The sequence below is a fragment of the uncultured Microbacterium sp. genome, assembly GCF_963528945.1.
Taxonomy (GTDB): Bacteria; Actinomycetota; Actinomycetes; order Actinomycetales; family Microbacteriaceae; genus Microbacterium.
Genome location: NZ_CAURWX010000002.1, coordinates 480,029 through 497,106 on the forward strand (window position 1 = coordinate 480,029; position 17,078 = coordinate 497,106).

The 17,078-nt window shown below is 72.5% G+C and carries 10 protein-coding genes; all 10 read left to right on the forward strand.

The genetic code is table 11. From position 1 onward, the window contains the following. Nucleotides 1-97: 97 nt before the first annotated feature. The 10 genes from RWS82_RS09420 (at nucleotide 98) to RWS82_RS09465 (ending at nucleotide 17,064) form a co-directional block, all read left to right on the forward strand. Nucleotides 98-1,144: an NAD(P)-dependent alcohol dehydrogenase gene (locus tag RWS82_RS09420; RefSeq protein ID WP_314649268.1), complete on the forward strand. Its 1,047-nt coding sequence runs from the start codon at nucleotides 98-100 to the stop codon at nucleotides 1,142-1,144. Nucleotides 1,145-1,187: 43 nt separating this feature from the next. Continuing rightward, nucleotides 1,188-1,757, forward strand: coding sequence for a DNA-3-methyladenine glycosylase I (locus RWS82_RS09425; protein ID WP_314649271.1), 570 nt, complete (start codon nucleotides 1,188-1,190; stop codon nucleotides 1,755-1,757). A 111-nt stretch (nucleotides 1,758-1,868) separates the two neighbouring features. After that, on the forward strand, nucleotides 1,869-3,002 hold the full coding sequence (locus RWS82_RS09430; protein WP_314649274.1) for a serine/threonine-protein kinase: 1,134 nt from the start codon (nucleotides 1,869-1,871) through the stop codon (nucleotides 3,000-3,002). Then, nucleotides 3,002-8,926 carry an Ig-like domain-containing protein gene (locus RWS82_RS09435; RefSeq protein WP_314649277.1) on the forward strand — a complete coding sequence of 1,975 codons (5,925 nt, stop codon included), beginning with the start codon at nucleotides 3,002-3,004 and terminating at the stop codon, nucleotides 8,924-8,926. Before RWS82_RS09430 ends, RWS82_RS09435 begins: the two co-directional genes overlap by 1 nt. 52 nt (nucleotides 8,927-8,978) lie before the next feature. Next, on the forward strand, nucleotides 8,979-9,968 hold the full coding sequence (locus tag RWS82_RS09440) for an AAA family ATPase (RefSeq protein ID WP_314649280.1): 990 nt from the start codon (nucleotides 8,979-8,981) through the stop codon (nucleotides 9,966-9,968). Further along, a complete protein-coding gene (locus RWS82_RS09445; protein ID WP_314649281.1) occupies nucleotides 9,965-11,335 on the forward strand; it encodes a DUF58 domain-containing protein in 1,371 nt (456 codons plus the stop codon). Before RWS82_RS09440 ends, RWS82_RS09445 begins: the two co-directional genes overlap by 4 nt. Further along, nucleotides 11,332-13,881 carry a transglutaminase domain-containing protein gene (locus RWS82_RS09450; protein WP_314649284.1) on the forward strand — a complete coding sequence of 850 codons (2,550 nt, stop codon included), beginning with the start codon at nucleotides 11,332-11,334 and terminating at the stop codon, nucleotides 13,879-13,881. Before RWS82_RS09445 ends, RWS82_RS09450 begins: the two co-directional genes overlap by 4 nt. After that, a complete protein-coding gene (locus RWS82_RS09455) occupies nucleotides 13,878-15,395 on the forward strand; it encodes a DUF5684 domain-containing protein (protein ID WP_314649286.1) in 1,518 nt (505 codons plus the stop codon). The genes RWS82_RS09450 and RWS82_RS09455 overlap by 4 nt, the downstream gene beginning before the upstream one ends. Continuing rightward, nucleotides 15,392-16,219 (forward strand): protein phosphatase 2C domain-containing protein, encoded by an 828-nt coding sequence (locus RWS82_RS09460; RefSeq protein ID WP_314649287.1) that lies wholly within the window; start codon nucleotides 15,392-15,394, stop codon nucleotides 16,217-16,219. The genes RWS82_RS09455 and RWS82_RS09460 overlap by 4 nt, the downstream gene beginning before the upstream one ends. Beyond that, nucleotides 16,216-17,064, forward strand: a complete 849-nt coding sequence (locus RWS82_RS09465) for a hypothetical protein (protein ID WP_314649290.1) — start codon at nucleotides 16,216-16,218, stop codon at nucleotides 17,062-17,064. The genes RWS82_RS09460 and RWS82_RS09465 overlap by 4 nt, the downstream gene beginning before the upstream one ends. The last annotated feature ends 14 nt before the right edge of the window (nucleotides 17,065-17,078 follow it).

The window sequence follows — 17,078 nt, forward strand, 5'->3', positions numbered from 1 at the left end:
CGGCGCGACCGGAGCCACCTCTATCCGATATGCCTGTGAACCCCTCCCTCCGCGGTGACGTAACGTCGCTCGCACCCCCACCCGAAACGGAGCATCCATGACCAGCGTCACCGCCTACGCCGCCCCCGCAGAAGCCGCACCCCTCGAGAAGACCACGATTGAGCGCCGCGAGCTCGGTCCGCACGACGTGCTGATCGACGTCGCGTTCGCCGGCATCTGCCACTCCGACATCCACACCGTGCGCGGCGACTGGGGTCCGCAGCAGTACCCCCTCGCGCCCGGACACGAGATCACGGGCACCGTCGCCGCCGTCGGTTCCGAGGTGACGCGGCACGCGGTCGGCGATCGCGTCGGCGTCGGATGCATGGTCAACTCCTGCGGCGAGTGCCGCCAGTGCCGCCGCGGTGAGGAGCAGTTCTGCGAGAACGGCGCGACGATGACCTACGGCGCGGTCGACCGCGACGGCACGATCACCCAGGGCGGGTACTCGCAGCAGGTCGTCGTGACCGAGTCGTTCGTGCTGCGCATCCCCGACGCGCTCGCACTCGATGTCGCCGCGCCGCTGCTGTGCGCCGGCATCACCACCTACTCGCCGCTCCGCCACTGGAAGGTCGGCGAGGGCTCGCGGGTCGCCGTGGTGGGTCTGGGCGGTCTCGGCCACATGGGCGTGCAGATCGCCCACGCGCTCGGTGCCGAGGTGACGGTGCTGTCGCAGACCCTCGGCAAGAAGGACGACGGGCTGCGTCTCGGGGCCGACCACTACTACGCCACCCGTGACGAGGAGACGTTCCGCACGCTGCGCAAGTCGTTCGACGTCATCCTCAACACCGTCAGCGCCCCGATCGACCTGCGCGCCTACCTCGGCCTGCTCGACATCGACGGCGCGATCGTGTGCGTCGGCGCCCCGCCCGAGCCTCTCGCGCTGACCGTCGGATCGCTCATCGGGGGACGCCGCTCGGTGGCCGGATCGAACATCGGCGGCATCCGCGAGACGCAGGAGATGCTCGACTTCTGCGCCGAGCACGGCATCGCCGCCGAGATCGAGGTCATCCCGGCATCCGACATCAACGACGCCTACGAGCGCGTGCTCGCCTCGGACGTGCGCTACCGCTTCGTGATCGACGCCGCCACCTTCGACGCCTGAGGTGCGGGGGCCGGTGTCGGAGGGCGGCGCTAGCGTGGTGCGCATGACCTCCCTCCTCACCGGCCCCGACGGCCGCGCCCGCTGCGCGTGGGTCGGCGACGACGACGAGTACCGCCGGTACCACGACGAGGAGTGGGGAACCCCGCTGCACGGCGACCGTGCGCTGTTCGAGAAGATGTCGCTCGAGGGCTTCCAGGCGGGGCTGTCGTGGATCACGATCCTGCGCAAGCGTCCCCGGTTCCGCGAGGTGTTCGACGGATTCGATCCTGAGCGCGTGGCGCAGTTCGGCGACGACGACGTGGAGCGTCTCATGGCCGACGCGGGCATCATCCGCAATCGGGCGAAGATCCTCGCGACGATCGGCAACGCCCGCCTCGTGCGCGACATGTCCGACGGCGAGCTCGACGCGCTCATGTGGTCGTTCGCTCCGCCCCCGCGCGCGGAGCGGCCGACGGCCTTCGGCGACGTCCCGGCGGTGACCCCGGAGTCGACGGCGATGAGCAAGGAGCTGCGTCGTCGGGGCTTCCGCTTCGTGGGCGCGACCACCATGTACGCCCTCATGCAGTCGACGGGGATGGTCGACGACCACATCGAGGGATGCTGGCGCGCCTGAGCATCCGCCGCGCCGCGGTTATACTCGTGCGCGGGGGGACCGGCGCCGCACTGCCGTCGCGCGATTCGCGCGACCCCCGTCGATGACGCATCCGGAGCCGGAGGAGGACGAGTGGCGAAGCGCATTGCCTCGACGCCCCCCGTGCTCGCCGGTTACAGCTATGTGCGCCCGCTCGGATCCGGCGGATTCGCCGATGTCTTCCTCTACGAGCAGGACATGCCCCGTCGGGTCGCCGCGGTGAAGGTGCTCCTGGCCGATGCGGTCAACCCCGAGGTGCTGCGCTCGTTCAACGTCGAGGCCGACATCTCGGCCCGCCTCAGCGCGCACCCGTCGATCGTCACGATCTACCAGGCCTCGATCTCGTCGGACGGGCGCCCGTACTTCGCGATGGAGTACTGCCCCGACACCATGAGCGCCCGGTACAAGAAGGCACCGCTGCCGCTGCCCGAGGTGCTCGACATCGGCGTGCGCATCGCGGGTGCGCTCGAGACGGTGCACCGCGCCGGCCTGCTGCACCGCGACATCAAACCGTCGAACGTGCTGGTGAACTCGCTCGGAGCGCCCGTGCTCGCCGACTTCGGCATCGCCGCAGCGGTGCTCGACGAAGGCGACCCCGAGACCATTGCGATGTCGGTGCCGTGGAGCGCACCCGAGGTGCTGCAGGAGCGCGTGTCCGGCTCGGTGCCCAGCGAGATCTGGAGCCTCGGCGCCACGCTGTACACGCTGCTGGCCGGGCGCAGCCCGTTCGAGAAGCCCGATCGCGCCGACAACACGCGCGAGCAGCTCACCCAGCGCATCATCCGCGCGAAGTACCCCACGCTGCCGTTCTCGGGCATGCCCCCGGTCGTCGACGAGATCCTCGCCACCGCGATGCAGCGCGACCCCGCCCGGCGGTTCCCCAGCATGGCGGCCTTCGCCGAGCGTCTGCGGCACGCCCAGTACGAGCTCGGTCTCGTGCCGACGGCTTTCGAGGCCGCATCGGCCGAGTGGGCCGCGGCCGCTCCCGTGAGCTTCTCGGACTCCGCCCCGCGCGGCCCCGTCATCACCACCGTGGCGCCCGACTCGCGACGCGCGGCGCGAGCCGCCAAGCAGCACGGCGCACCCCGCGATCGTGACGACGTTCCCGTCGCGTCGCGCCCCCGCACGCGCTCCCCGCTCGTCGCCGGGATCATCGGTGCCGTCGTCGGAGCCGCCGTGATCGCCGCCGTCGGCGTGGGCGTGCTGCTGCTCACGGGAGTGATCTGATGGCGATCGGAGACCGCGACCGTACCGCCGCGAAGCCCCGCTCCCGCGGTCGGCTGATCGCCGGGCTCTCCGGTGTTGCTGCCCTCGCCGTGGTGGTCACCCTCGCGGTCACCGCTCAGGGCTACCAGTCGCAGGAGGTGCCACGACTCGAGTCGACGGTGTGGGTCATGCGCGACAGCGGGCAGTACGCCCGCGTGAACACCGACCTCGGCGAGATCGACACGGTGCGCGAGGTCGACGACCCCGAAGCCGTGTGGCAGAGCGGGGCATCCGCCGTGCTCTACTCGCAGGGCAACCGACAGCGGTGGGACCTCGACCCGGCGAGGCCCGCGAACCTGCTCAGCGACGCCGCCGACTCCGGCGCGCCCTCGGCGTCCGAGCCGACGCCCGCCGGCACCCGGGAGATCGTCTCGGCCGGCCCGTACGCGGCCTACCGCACCGACACCGGTCAGGTCTCGGTCACCACGCTCGACGCCGGAGCGGCCACCGCGCCGGTCGACCCGTTCGCCGAGATCGAGGTCGCCGAGGGCGAGGATCCGCCGTCGTACTCCGCCGACGCCATCGGCCTCTCGCCCGACGGCGTGCTCGCCATGTACTCGGCCGAAGAGGGCGCGGTGCGCCGCTTCGACATCGAGGAGCACCGCTTCCTCGGCGACGCCGCGGAGATCACCGACGCCCCGGACGGCGGCGATGGGGTGGCTCTCACGGTCATCGGCGACCGGTGGGCGCTTCTGCAGTCCGGCGACGGCGCCCTCTGGCTCTCGGGCCGCGATGAGCCCGTCTCGCTCGACGTCGCCGACGACGCGCGACTGCAGCAGGGCGCAGGGCAGGCGGATGCAGTGGTGATCGCCGACTCGGGCGGCCTTGTGTCGGTCGACCTCGGTTCGGGCGAGGAGGAGCGTGTCGTCGAGGCGACGGGCGTGCCCGCGACGCCGATCGTCGTGCGCGACCGCCTCCATGCCGCGTGGCTCGACACCGGGGCGGGAACCCTCTGGGTCGACGGCGAATCCCGCACGCTCGAGGTGCCGGGCGACACGCTCGAATCGGCGAGCATCGTGCCCGTCTTCCGGGCGAACGGCGATCGCGCCGTGCTCAGCGAGGTCAGCACCGGCCTGCTCTGGACGGCGCCGGACGGCACGCTCATCCCGCTGGAGCAGTGGGCGCTCGAAGACGACACCGAGAAGGAGGAGGGCACGGTCATCGTCGAGGACGTGGCCGAGCAGCTCCCGCCCGTTGCCGTGAACGACGCGTTCGGCGTGCGCGCCGGTGAGCAGGTGCTCCTGCCCGTGCTCCTCAATGACCACGACCCGAACAAGAAGGACGTGCTCACGATCGAGCCGTCGTCGGTCTCGGGCACCTCGGATGCTGCGTTCGGGCAACTGTCGCTCGTGGCCGACGGGCAGGCGATCGTCGTCGACGTGGCGGCGACCTCGGGGCAGGCGAGCTTCACGTACTCGGTGACCGACGGCTCGGCGGTCTCGCCGCCGGCGACCGTCACCCTCACCGTCGTCGACACCGGGGTGAACTCCGCGCCGGTGTGGTGCGGCGTCGATGCCTGCAGGCAGGACTGGCCCACTCCGCAGCTGCTGCCCGGCGGGAGCACCATCGTCTCGGCACTGTCGGCCTGGGTCGACCCCGAAGGAGACCCCTTCGTGCTCGCCGACGCCTACGAGGCCGATCCGGCAGCTCCCGTGATGGTCGTCCCGATGGCCGACGGGCGGGTCGCGATCCGGCACACCGACCCGAACGCGACGGATGCCGTCATTCCCGTCACCGTGGTCGTCGAGGACTCGCGGGGCGCGCGCGCCGAGAAGACGCTCGACGTGCAGGTGACGGGCAGCCCGGCGCTCACCGCATCTCCCGTGGCCGTCACCGCTCGGATCGGCGAGGCGCAGTCGATCACCGTGGCCGATCACCTCTCCGGCGGCTCCGGCTCGTACCGCCTCGTCGACGCCGTGCAGACCGCGGCGACGGCGCCCGGGTTGGAGGTCGCCCCCAACCTGGCATCGGGCGACGTCGAGCTCACGGTCGCCGAGCCGGGTCAGTATGTCGTGACGTACACCGCGCAGGACACGCTGACGCAGGCGGAGCAGTCCGCCGTCATCCGCATCACCGCGGTCGACGGTGCCGCGCCCCTCGCGATGGCGCCCCTCACCGCATTCGTGCGGGAGGGGGAGGACACGACGGTCGACGTGCTCAGCGCCGTGCAGAACACGAGCGGACGCGTGCTCATGCTCTCGGGCGTCGAGAGCTCGACGCCGCAGCTCAGCGCCCGGGTCGTGAACAACGAGAGCCTGCGAGTGAGCGGCATCACCGAGGACGGAACGCCGGGGGTCATCGGCCGGGCGACGGTCACGGTCGAGGACGGCACGGGAGCGGCGGTGAGGGGATCGGTGACGGTGTTCCTCACACCGCCGTCGACGGTCACGCGCCCGATCGTCTTCGCCGACGCCGCCACCGTGCGGGCGGGGTCGCTGACCCGCATCCCGGTGACCGCGAACGACGTCGCCCCGCGCGGGGAGCCACTCGTGGTGCGACCGGAGGTGACCGGATCGGGCGAGGCGGGCGAGCTCGTCTTCGCCGACGGCAACGCGCTGCGCTATCTTGCCCCCTCCACGCCCGGCACCTACCGCCTCACCTATTCGGTGTCGCTCGAGCGCAACCCGACCCTCTCCGACGACGGCGCGGTCACCGTGACGGTGCTGCCGCCGGGCACCAACCGGGCTCCCACGCCGACGACGCTGACCGGTCGCGTGCTCAGCGGGCAGACCGTGACGCTCTCCGTTCCCGCGACGGGCATGGACAGCGACGGCGACCGGGTCGTGCTCGCGGGCATCGATCAGCCGGGCAAGGGGGCCGGGTCGGCGACGATCTCGGCGCGCGGCGACGCGATCGTCTACCGCGCCCCGGCGGGCGGCGTCGACGGCGGGCAGGTGAGCTTCGGCTACACCGTGCGCGACCCGCAGGGTGAAGAGGGCACGGGTCTCGTGCGCATCGGGGTGCTCGATGCCGAGGTCGACGACACCGCTCCGGTGACGTTCAGCGACTACGTGCGGGTCGAGGCGGGCTCGTCGACCCCCGTGGTGCTCGACCCTCGGTCGAACGACCTCGACCCCGCGCAGGGCGAGCTCGAGATCACCGAGCTCGTGCCCAACGCCCCGGCCGTCGAGGGCAATCCCCTCTACGGGCGGCTCGATGGACTCATCGACTCCGACACGTCGCTGCCCGACGGTCGTGTCGTGCTGCGCGCCGGCGACGTGGCCGGCACCAACTCGTACTTCTACACCGTGCGCTCGTCGCGCACCGCGAGCACGGCGCAGGGACTCATCGTCGTCACCGTCACTGACGGCGCCGTCACCGATCAGCCGACCGTCGCCGACACCGTGCTCACCGCCCGCGACCGCACCGATCTGCCCGAACGGGGCGTCGACGTGGTCTCCGATCGCGTGCGGTGGCCCTCGGGCGATGTCAGCTCGTTGAAGCTGAGCCTGTGGGGAGATCAGCCGGGCTACTCGGTGCAGGGCAATCGCATCGTCGGCCCGGCGCCCGAAGAGGGCGGCCTCGTGCCGTTCCAGCTCACCGGCACCGCGGCGGGCGGGCGCGACATCGTCGCCTACGGCTTCCTCCACATCCCCGCGTTCGACGACATGCAGGTGCAGATCCGTCCCGGCGCCACTCCGGTCGTCGTCGACGAAGACGCCTCGGCGTCGTTCGCCGTGCGCGACTACGTCGACCTGCGCGGATCGGACGAGATCGAGGTCGGCTCCGACGACTTCACCGCGCAGCGGGCCGCCGCCTCGTGCGTACCGGAAGGCGCCGGGCGCGCGACCTACACCGCCGGCCGTGATGCGCCCTGGTCCGACACGTGCCTCGTGCCCGTGCGCCTCGCGGGGCAGGAGCGGTGGTCGTACGTCGACGTGCCCGTGAGCATCCGTCCCGCCGAGCCCCAGCTGCTGCTCTCGTCGATCGCCCACACCGTGGCGCCGGGCGGATCCGCCCAGTTCGACCTCTTCGCCAACATGGCGTCGTGGGAGGGCGGACGCGAGGGCAACGCCCGGTCGCTCGAGTTCCGCACCGTCTACTCGGGCACTGCGTTCGTCGTCACGCAGCAGGGTGCGTCGCTGACGGTCGAAGCCAGGGCGGATGCCCGGCCGGGAACCGCCGAGACCGTGACGGTGAGCGTGCCGCAGTACGGCGAGCCCACCGCATCCATCCGGCTGGTCGTCGCGCAGGCGCCGCCGGATGCTCCGCGCGGGGCCACCCTCACCCGGCAGTGCGTGGTGACGAGCCCGAGCTGCTCCATCGACCTGGTCGACGCGGCGGGCGAGTACGACCCGTTCGCGGGCAAGCCGGGTGCGGGTCTGCGGCTCGTCTCGCTCGGTGCGGGCGCGCGCTGCGACGTCGCGTCGATCACCGTGTCGGGGGACCGCGCCGTCACCGCCACCTGGCCGCGCGGCGGGCAGACGCCCGGCGGGCAGTGCGTGATGCCGTTCGTCGTCGAGGATGCGCAGGGCCGCACGGGCACCGGCACCCTCACCCTCGACCTCCAGGGCTTCCCGCAGGCGCCGGCGAGCGTCACGACCGTCGCCTACGACCGCTCCTCCGTCGTGCTCGAGGTTCCCCTCGGCGAGGCGGGGCGCGCGCATCCCGCCGTGAGCGGCGTCACGATCCTGCAGGACGGCGCCCCCTCGAATGCGTCGTGCGTGCCGTCGAGCGGGTCGTCGTACCAGTGCACGGTGTCGGGCCTGGTGAACGGCGAACGCCATGCCTTCTCCGCCGCTGCGGTCAACGCGGTCGGCACGTCGGGGCCGACGTCGGCGCACACGAGCTGGGCGTACGCCGCACCGGTGGTCTCGAACGCCACGGCGACGCCCGTCTACCGTCCGGGTGGCAGCGACCGCGGCCGCGGAGTGGTCGCTCTGTCGATCGCGGCCTCCGACGACGCGCGCTCCTTCCGCGTCGAGGAGACGGGCCAGGTGATCGACCGCACCGGCCCGACGACGACGGCCGAGATCTCGCTCGCCCCCGGTGCGCAGACCCTCACGATCGTGCCCATCAGCCAGTTCCAGCCTCCCACCGGCGGCGGCAGCAACGAGGGCGGTGCCTTCCAGACCTCGGTGACGGTGGCGGGTGCGCCGTACTTCGACGCGGGAACCCAGGCGGGGGCGTCATCGAACACCTCCATCAGCGTGACCTCGCCGACCTCCGCGCAGCCGAACGGCAGCGCCCAGGGCGTGCAGCTGGTGTACGTCGCGTGGCGCTCGGGCAACGTGTCGTGCTCGGCCAACGCGAACGGCGGCCTCGTGGTCTCGGGCGCCGAGGCGCAGTCGGCGAGCCCGTCGATCACGGGGCTGGCCGAGTACCAGCTCTACAACGTGAAGGTCTGCGCATCGAACGGCTACGGCGTCGCTGAGTCGAACACGACGCAGGTGTTCACCTTCACCTCGGTCGACGGCCCGTCGGGCCAGGCGCGTTACCGCGTGGCGACGACCCCGCAGGTCGACGGCAACCGGTACGAGTACCGACTGGAGTCGGCGCCGTCGATCACCGTGCGAGACGGCTTCGCCGCGCAGTACAACCTCTACAACGAGTGGAAGCGCGACTTCGCGCTCAGCCCGGACACCGCTCCGAACCAGCCGACCGCGCGCGCGTGCCACACGACGTTCACCCTGTCGTGTTCCGCGCCCGTCGCCATCTCGGCCGAGACGGTGCCCACGGTCGTGAACGTGCAGTTCCAGGCGTGCCTCCCCGCCGACAAGGACGACGTCGTGACCGTCTCGGCGGCCGCGCGCGGCTCCTACCGCGTCGGCAACCCCGTACCCGTCGCCGACGTTCCCGGCGCGGTCGACGTGACCGTCAGCTGGAACGGCGCCTACGGCTCCCTGCAACCGATCACCCACCGCGTGACGGGTGTGTGCCCGTGATGACCGACCGCTCCCGCGATCCCCGCCCCTCGACTCCAGGACTGTGAGTGCCATGCCCGCTGCCTCCACCGCACCCGTGACCATCTCCGCCGAGCAGGCGACGTGGTTCGCCGAGACGTTCTCGATCCTCACCGGCAACGTCGAGCAGGTGGTGCTCGGCAAGCGGCACATCGTCGAGCTCGTGCTCGCGACCGCCGTGACGGGCGGTCACGTGCTGCTCGAGGACTTCCCCGGCACCGGCAAGACCGCGCTCGCGCGCGCGATCGGCCAGACGATCCGCGGCACGAGCACGCGCATCCAGTTCACCCCCGACCTGCTCCCCGGCGACGTCACGGGCATCACCGTGTACGACCAGAAGGAGGGCACGTTCGAGTTCCACGCCGGACCGGTCTTCGCGAACATCGTGCTCGCCGACGAGATCAACCGGGCGAGCCCGAAGACGCAGTCGGCCCTGCTCGAGGTGATGGAGGAGGGCACCGTCACCGTCGACGGCGTCACCCGCCCCGTCGGCTCGCCGTTCCTCGTGCTGGCCACGCAGAACCCCATCGAGCAGGGCGGCACCTACCGTCTGCCCGAGGCGCAGCTCGACCGCTTCATGATCAAGTCGTCGATCGGCTACCCCGACGAGGCCGCGACCATGCGCATCCTTCAGGGTGCGGCGCAGCCTCCGCGCGTGCTCGACGGCCTCGTCGGCACCGACACGATCCTCACCATGGGCGAGATGGCCCGCGGGGTGTACGTCAACCCGCTCATCTCGGACTACATCATGCGCATCGTCGATGCGACCCGACGCGCATCCGAGGTGCGCCTGGGGGTGAGCGTGCGCGGCGCGCTCGCGCTCTCCCGACTGGTGATGACCTGGGCCGCGAAGAACGGTCGCACGTTCGTCACCCCCGACGACGTACGCGAGCTCGCCGTCGTGGCGCTGGCCCACCGCCTGGTGCTCGAGCCCGAGGCCGAGTTCGACGGCGTCACCGCCGTGGCCGTCATCGGCCAGATCCTGCTCGACGTCGAACCGCCCCGCGAGAACGGCGCTGCGTGAGCTTCACCACCGAATCGCGCCTGACGCGCACCGCCGCCGGCACGTCGACCTCGACGCGCACGGCGACGGTCACGCGGTACACCCGCACGCGACGCGGCCCCGTCCGCGGCGCGGTCTTCGGGCTGCGCCGCGCGGCGCGCGCGACGGCGCGCACGGCCCGGCGGACGGCTGGGTGGGTGCGCGAGACCGTCACGGCTGCCGGGATGCTCACGGTCGTCGCGCTCGTGCTCGGTGTCGTGGCGGGGCTGGCGTTCGGCTGGATCGAGGGCTGGGCCGTCGCCGCCATCGCCCTCGTGCTCCTCGTCGTCTGCGTGCCCTTCATCCTCGGCGCGCACGACTACGGCATCCGCCTGACGCTCGATCGCGACCGCGTCGTCGCCGGATCCGAGATCGCCGCGACCCTCGACGTGCGCAACAACGGTGCGCGGTTGTCGCTGCCGGGTGTCGTCGACGTGCCCGTCGGCGAAGGACTCATCGAGGCGCACGTGCCCCTGCTGCGCCCGGAAGCCCAGCACCAGGAGCAGCTGACGATCGCCGCACGCCGCCGCGGCGTGATCGACGTCGGCCCCATGACCATCACGCGCGGCGACCCCATCGGCATCCTGCGCCGTGAGATGCGCTGGCCCGAGGTGCAGCGCATCCACGTGCACCCGGTGACCGTGCGCATCCCCAGCACGAGCGCCGGCCTGATCCGCGACCTCGACGGCACTCCCAGCACGACCCTCGTCGACGCTGACCTGTCGTTCCACGCCGTGCGCGAATACGTCGTCGGTGACTCGCAGCGCCACGTGCACTGGAAGTCGACCGCGAAGACCGGGCGGTTGATGGTGCGGCAGTACGAGGAATCGCGTCATGCGCGCATCGCCATCGTGCTCGACCTCGACGCCGAATCGTACGAGACCGACGACGAGTTCGAGAGCACCGTGAGTGCGGCGGCCTCGCTCGCGCTGCAGGGCGTCCGCGACGGACGCGACGTGCTGTTCGTCGTGAGTGACGAGATCCCCGAGCAGAGCCGGTCCGAGGTGTTCTCCATCCGCACCCTGCCGACCGTCACCCCGCAGGCGCTCCTCGACGCCACGTCGACCCTCGACGCGGCCGACCGCGTGATGCGTCTCGAAGCCGTGACAGCACTGACCGCGCAGTCGTACCCGGATCTGTCGATCGGGTTCCTGCTCACCGGTTCGCGCACCCCTCTCGATCGTCTGCGCCTCGCCGCGGTCAAGCTCCCCGCCGCGGTCGACGCGGTGGCCGTGCGCACCGAGCTCGGCGAGGAGCCGACGATGAAGACGGCGCGCGAACTGTCGGTGATGACGCTCGGCGCGCTCGGCGACCTGCCCCAGATGCTGGCGAGGGGAGCCCTCGGATGAGCGCCCCCGCGACCACGCGCACCCGCCTCCCGCGCGACGCCGACAGCCGCATCACGGCGCTGCAGGTCTGGGCCCTCGGCTACGTGCTCGTCGGCATCCTGCTCGCGACGGCGGCGGCCTGGCCCGTCTACCAGACCCCGCGCGTGCTGCTCGTCGGCCTCGTCGGCGGCGCCCTCGGTGCCGCGGTCGCGGTGATCGCCCGTCTGCTGCGCTGGGGGCTGCTGCTCGGCGCCCTCGTCGCGGTCGGCGCGTATCTGGTCGTGTCGGTGCCGCTCGCGATCCCCTCGGCCCTCTCACCGACCGGGCTGCTCGGCGGCCTGCGCGACGCGGTGCTGGGCGTCGTGCTCGGGTGGAAGCAGATGCTCACGCTCAGCCCGCCCCTCGGCGAGTACCAGGCGGTGCTCATCCCCTTCCTGGTGGTGTCGCTGTTCGGCGCGTTCCTCGCCACCTCCTTCGCACTGCGCACCGGACGCCGCGCCATCATCGCCACGCCGATCGTCGCCGCCATGACCGTGTTCGGCATCGCGTTCGGCCTCGGTGCGACGAGCGACGGCGTCACGATCGCCGGTGTCGAGGTGCCCGCCCCGCGGGAGTGGCTCATCGGCGTCGCACTGTTCGCGGCGTCGCTGGTCTGGCTCGTCGGGCGCTCCCGCATCCAGCGCGCACGCTCGCTGCGGCTGGTCGCCGCCACGGGAGTGCGTCGCCGCGGCGCGCCCGTCTGGCTCGCCGTACGTCGCCACCTGCTGTCCGGGGCCCTGGTCGTGGTGGCGCTCGTCGCCGGTCTGGCGATCGCCCCGGCCGCGGCCGGATGGACCGACCGGTCCGTGCTGCGCGACGAGGTCGAGCCGATGGTCGTGGTGCAGCGGCAGACCAGCCCGCTCAGCGCATACCGCGGATGGTTCACCGCCGACCGCCTCGAGACGCCCGTCATCGAGCTCGGCGGCGACGTGAGCGAGGTCGACCGCATCCGCTTCGTCACCCTCGACGCGTACGACGGCGACGACTTCCATGTCGCACCGGAGGAGCGGTTCAGTCGCCTTCCGCGCACCGCACCGCCGGCCGACGGTCGGGTGACCATCGACGTCACGGTCGGCGACGGCTACCGCGGCATCTGGGTGCCGGCTCCGGCCGGGCTGGCCGAGGCACCGCGCTTCTCGGGGGCGCGGGCGGATGCTCTGGCCGACGGCTTCCACGTCGACGTCGACGGAGACACAGCGCTCACCGTGGCCGATGCCCCCGGTGCCGGCGACGGCCTCGTGCCCGGCGACGCCTACACGGTGCTCGCCGACGCGCCCGCACGCAGCGACGGGATCACCGAGCTGCGCGGAGGTGACTCCACCCTCGACGCCGACGCCTACCCGGCGCTCGTGGAGTGGGCCGAGATGCAGGAGCAGCCGCGCACCGGCGCCGGCTTCGTCGAGCTCGTCGATCGGCTGCGCGCCCGGGGCTACCTCAGCCATGCCCTGCTCGACGACGCCTCGGCGGCGGCGTGGGTGGGTGCGCTCCAGCAGAGCGACGGGTACTCCTTCGCGGCGAGCTACGCCGGGCACTCGGCGGCGCGCGTCGAAGAGGTCTTCACGACGCTGATCGACCAGGAGCGCCGGGCGGGCTCCGACGCAGCGCCCGAACTGCTGGTGTCGGCCGTGGGCGACGACGAGCAGTTCGCCGCCGCGGCGGCCCTGCTCGCGCGGCACTGGGGCCTCGACTCCCGCGTCGTGGTCGGCGTGCGCACCCCCGCGGCCGACGAGGTGCCCGGCATCCCCGCGTGCGAGGAGGTGTGCACCGGGGCGAACATGAGCGCCTGGGTCGAGGTGCGGTCGCAGGGCGGCGCCTGGCTGCCGATCGACGTCACCCCCCAGTTCGCGATGCTGCCCAGCGCCATCACCGAGGGCGAGCAGCTGCCGGAGCATCCGACCGTTCCCGAGCAGCCACGCTCCGAGGCGCTCGACCCGCCCCAGGCGCAGAGCGACTCGAATGACGACGCGCCCCCGCTCGAGGCGCCGGAGTCGGGGTTCCTCGCGATCCTCCTCCCGATCCTGCGTGCGGCGGGTCTGGGGCTGCTCGTGCTTGCGCTGCTCGCCCTTCCGCTGCTCGTGCTGCTCTTCGCGAAGCGCCGGCGCACCCGCTCGCGTCGTCAGGCCGACGACCCCGAGACCCGTCTGGCGGGCGCATGGGAGGAGCTGGTCGACCTCTACGCCGACCACGACATCGCGATGGACGTGCACGGCACCCGCGTGCAGCGGGCGCGCTCGACCGACCGGGGCGCCGCGCTGCGGCTCGCGGCGCTCGTCGACCAGGGTGTCTTCGCGGGAGACCCGCCGAGCGCCGACCAGGCCGAGGCCGGGTGGCGCATCGTCGATGCTGAACGCACCGCCCTCGTCGCCGACCAGAGTCGGTGGAAGCGGCTGCGCGTGCGGCTGCGACCGGCCTCGTTCCTCCGGCGGGCCCGCCCGGTCGATGCGCGCGGTTTCGCGGGTCGGCGTCTCGGCATCGGTACGCTCGCAGTAGCCGGTCCGCCACACGACCGGGAGAAGGGGACCCCATGACACCGTCGGCAGCGTCGGATGCGATCGCGACCTTCCTCGTCGCGATCGGCGTCGGGCTGATCATCGCCATCGGCCTCTACGTCTGGTACGCGATCGCGCTGTCGCGGCTCTTCCCGCGCATCGGCGGCGAGTCCTGGAAGGGCTGGGTGCCGGTTCTCAACGAGGCCGAGATCCTGGCGCGCGGCGGGGTTCCCGCGTGGTCGGTCGTGTTCTACTTCATCCCGATCGTGCAGCTCTACGGGATCTACCTGAAGGTGAGGGCGACGCACCGCATCAACCAGCAGTTCGGCCGTGGAGCGGGGTCGACCGTGCTCGCGATCCTGTTGCCGCCCGTCTGGGCGACGGTGCTCGCCGTCGGTGCGCCGCCGTACCCGGAAGGGGATCGCCTCGCGGCGCTCCAGCCTCCCGGACCGCGTCGCACGCCGCAGCCGTACGCGAGCGACGACGCCGAGGGGTCTCGCGGACTGCTCGCGCCGCCCGCGCCGCAGCGCCTCGCGACGAGCCACGCTGGCGCGTCGCCCCAGGGAGGGTTCATCCCCTCGGCGCCCACGGCACCGGCCGCGTCGTCGGCGCTCCCGCCCGAGTGGCAGGCCTTCGCGCCCGCGCCGCAGCCCCCGTCCCCGCCCCAGGCGCCGGCTGCCCCGGCGGCTCCGGCCCCCACTCCGGTCTTCGCGGAAACGCCGACCACCCCGGCGCCCTTCGCGGAAACGCCGGCCCCGGCGGCGCCCTTCGAGGGCTCGCCGTTCCCGGCCCCGTCCGCCGCACCGGCTCCGGCAGCCCCCGCCTCTGAGGCTCCCGCAGTTCCGACGGCATCCGTGCCGGCCCCGTCGCCGTTCGCGCCGCCCGTCGCCTCGGAGGCGCCTCTCGACACGGTTCCCGCACCCCCGCCCGCCGCGCCGTACGCCCAGGCGTCCTCGCCGGTTGCGCCGGAGGTTCCGGCTGCCGGCCCGGTGGCGTCGGCATCCGAGCCGTATGTGCTCACCCCGCAGGTGCTCGCGGCCCCCGGTGCATCGCCCCTCACGCATCCGGCGCCGCCCGCCGAACCGGCGGCGCCGACGGTGCCGACGCCGATCGTCCCCGCACCGCCGACCGATGCGCTCGACGAAGACGTGGCGAAGACCGTCGTGGTGCCGCGCCGCCAGGACGACGACCTCGAGGCGACGGTGATCGTCGCGCGCAAGCGCGGCGTGCGTCGTTCGCTCGTGCTCGACGACGGCCGCACCTTCGCGCTGTCGGGTGCGAGCGTGGTCATCGGACGCAACCCCGTCGGCGAACCGGGCGAGCAGCGTCTCGCCATCACCGATGCCACCCGTACCCTCTCGAAGACCCACGCGCGCCTGGTCGTCACCGACGACGAGTGGCGGCTCACCGACCTGCACGCCACGAACGGCGTGGTGGTCGTCGCCGAGGACGGCACCGAGGTGCTGCTCGATCCGGGCGAGAGCGTGCTCGGCACCGGGCGCTTCGTGCTGGGCGAGGTCGGTATGCATGTCGTCGCGGAGAGCATGTCGTGACCCTCTCGTCCGTCGTCCTCAACGTCGCCGCCCTGAGTGACACCGGCCTCAAACGCGCCGCCAACGAGGACTCGGTGCTGGCGGCTGCGCCGATCTTCCTCGTCGCCGACGGCATGGGCGGGCACGAGGCGGGCGACCGTGCGAGCGCCGCGGTCGTCGACGCCTTCGCGCCGTTGAGCGGAACCTCCGTCGGGGTCGACGACATCCGCATCGCGCTCGGGCGTGCGGCCGCGGTGGTCGAGGCGATCGCGGCCGCGCACCGGCAAGGCGCGGGGAGCACCGTGGCGGGCGCGGCACTCGTCGAGCACGAGGGCGTTCCGCACTGGCTGATCTTCAACGTCGGCGACTCGCGCGTCTACCGGCACCAGGCGAACGAGCTGGTGCAGCTGACCGTCGACCACTCCCTCGGGCAGGAGCTCGTGAATGCCGGCGAGATGCGACCCGAAGACCTCGCCACGTTCCCGCAGCGCAACATCATCACCCGCGCGATCGGCGCCACCGACAGCGCCGCCGACAGCTGGCTGGTGCCGGTGGTCGACGGAGAGCGCCTGCTGCTGTGCTCCGACGGGCTCAGTGGGGAGGTCAGCGACGAGGCGATCCGTGCGTCGCTCACGATGTGCGGGCGGCCCGAGACGGCCGCCGCCGCGCTGATCCGTCGAGCGCTGCAGGCCGGCGGTCGCGACAACGTGTCGGTCGTGGTGGTCGACGTGGTCTCGGGAGGTCTGCGGGCGGGCCGCGACGACGACACCGCCGGACGTCTGGCCGTCTCGATCGGCACCGAGACGATGCTCGAGGGCACGACCGTGCCGGTACGCGCGCGATGAGCACTCCGGGCGACGAGGTCGAGGTCGAGGTCGACGAGACGGTCGTCGTCTCGCGCCGCGCGCGTCGCCGCGCCGCCGACTCCGAGTCCGCAGCCCCGGCATCGGCGGACGATGAGTTCGCGCATGAGGCGACGGTGGTCGTCGATCGCTCGCGGTCGTCGGATGCTGCCGCCGCTGACGTGCCGGCGGACGATGAGTTCGCGCACGAGGCGACCGTGGTCGTGAATCGCTCGCGGTCCACCACCGACTCCGCTCCCGACGCACCGGCAGACGACGAGTTCGCGCACGAGGCGACGGTGGTCGTGAATCGCTCGCGGTCCACCACCGACTCCGCCCCCGACGAGTCGGCGAGCGCAAGCCCTGCCGATCCGGATGCCGATGGCGCCGTCGATGAACGCACCATCGCGATCGACCGCTCCCAGCCTGCAGAGAGCACGCCTGCGGAGCAGTCGGCAGAGGCGTCGCCCGACGAGGCAACCGTCGCAGTGCCCCGCCGCGGGCCGCGCCTGCTCCGTCGCCGCAGCCCGGCGCCCGCAGACACCGACGGCACCGTCGATGACACGTTCCCGGCCGACACCGTCCCCCGTTCGACGACATCGTTCGAGCGACCGGCCGGACTCACGAACCCGGCGATCTACAAGCCGCGCCCCGCGCCGCTCGTGCCGTCTGCTCCGCCGGTGCAGGTGCAGGGGGCATCCGCCCCCACTCGCACGCTCGATCCGGCCCGTCCGTCGGTGGCGAAGGGCGCCGTGCGCGAGAGTCGCCTGACCCTCGCCGCGTTCGTCGCCGCCTGCGTCGTCTCGGTCGTCGGCCTCACGGGCCTCGTCTTCTTGATCATCGGCTGACGGAGAGACGGACG

Excerpts from the sequence above, each read along its gene's own strand:
- RWS82_RS09420 (WP_314649268.1), top strand. The coding sequence starts at position 98 with ATGACCAGCGTCACCGCCTACGCCGCCCCCGCAGAAGCCGCACCCCTC.
- RWS82_RS09425 (WP_314649271.1), top strand. The coding sequence starts at position 1,188 with ATGACCTCCCTCCTCACCGGCCCCGACGGCCGCGCCCGCTGCGCGTGG.
- RWS82_RS09435 (WP_314649277.1), top strand. The coding sequence starts at position 3,002 with ATGGCGATCGGAGACCGCGACCGTACCGCCGCGAAGCCCCGCTCCCGC.
- RWS82_RS09440 (WP_314649280.1), top strand. The coding sequence starts at position 8,979 with ATGCCCGCTGCCTCCACCGCACCCGTGACCATCTCCGCCGAGCAGGCG.
- RWS82_RS09450 (WP_314649284.1), top strand. The coding sequence starts at position 11,332 with ATGAGCGCCCCCGCGACCACGCGCACCCGCCTCCCGCGCGACGCCGAC.
- RWS82_RS09455 (WP_314649286.1), top strand. The coding sequence starts at position 13,878 with ATGACACCGTCGGCAGCGTCGGATGCGATCGCGACCTTCCTCGTCGCG.
- RWS82_RS09465 (WP_314649290.1), top strand. The coding sequence starts at position 16,216 with ATGAGCACTCCGGGCGACGAGGTCGAGGTCGAGGTCGACGAGACGGTC.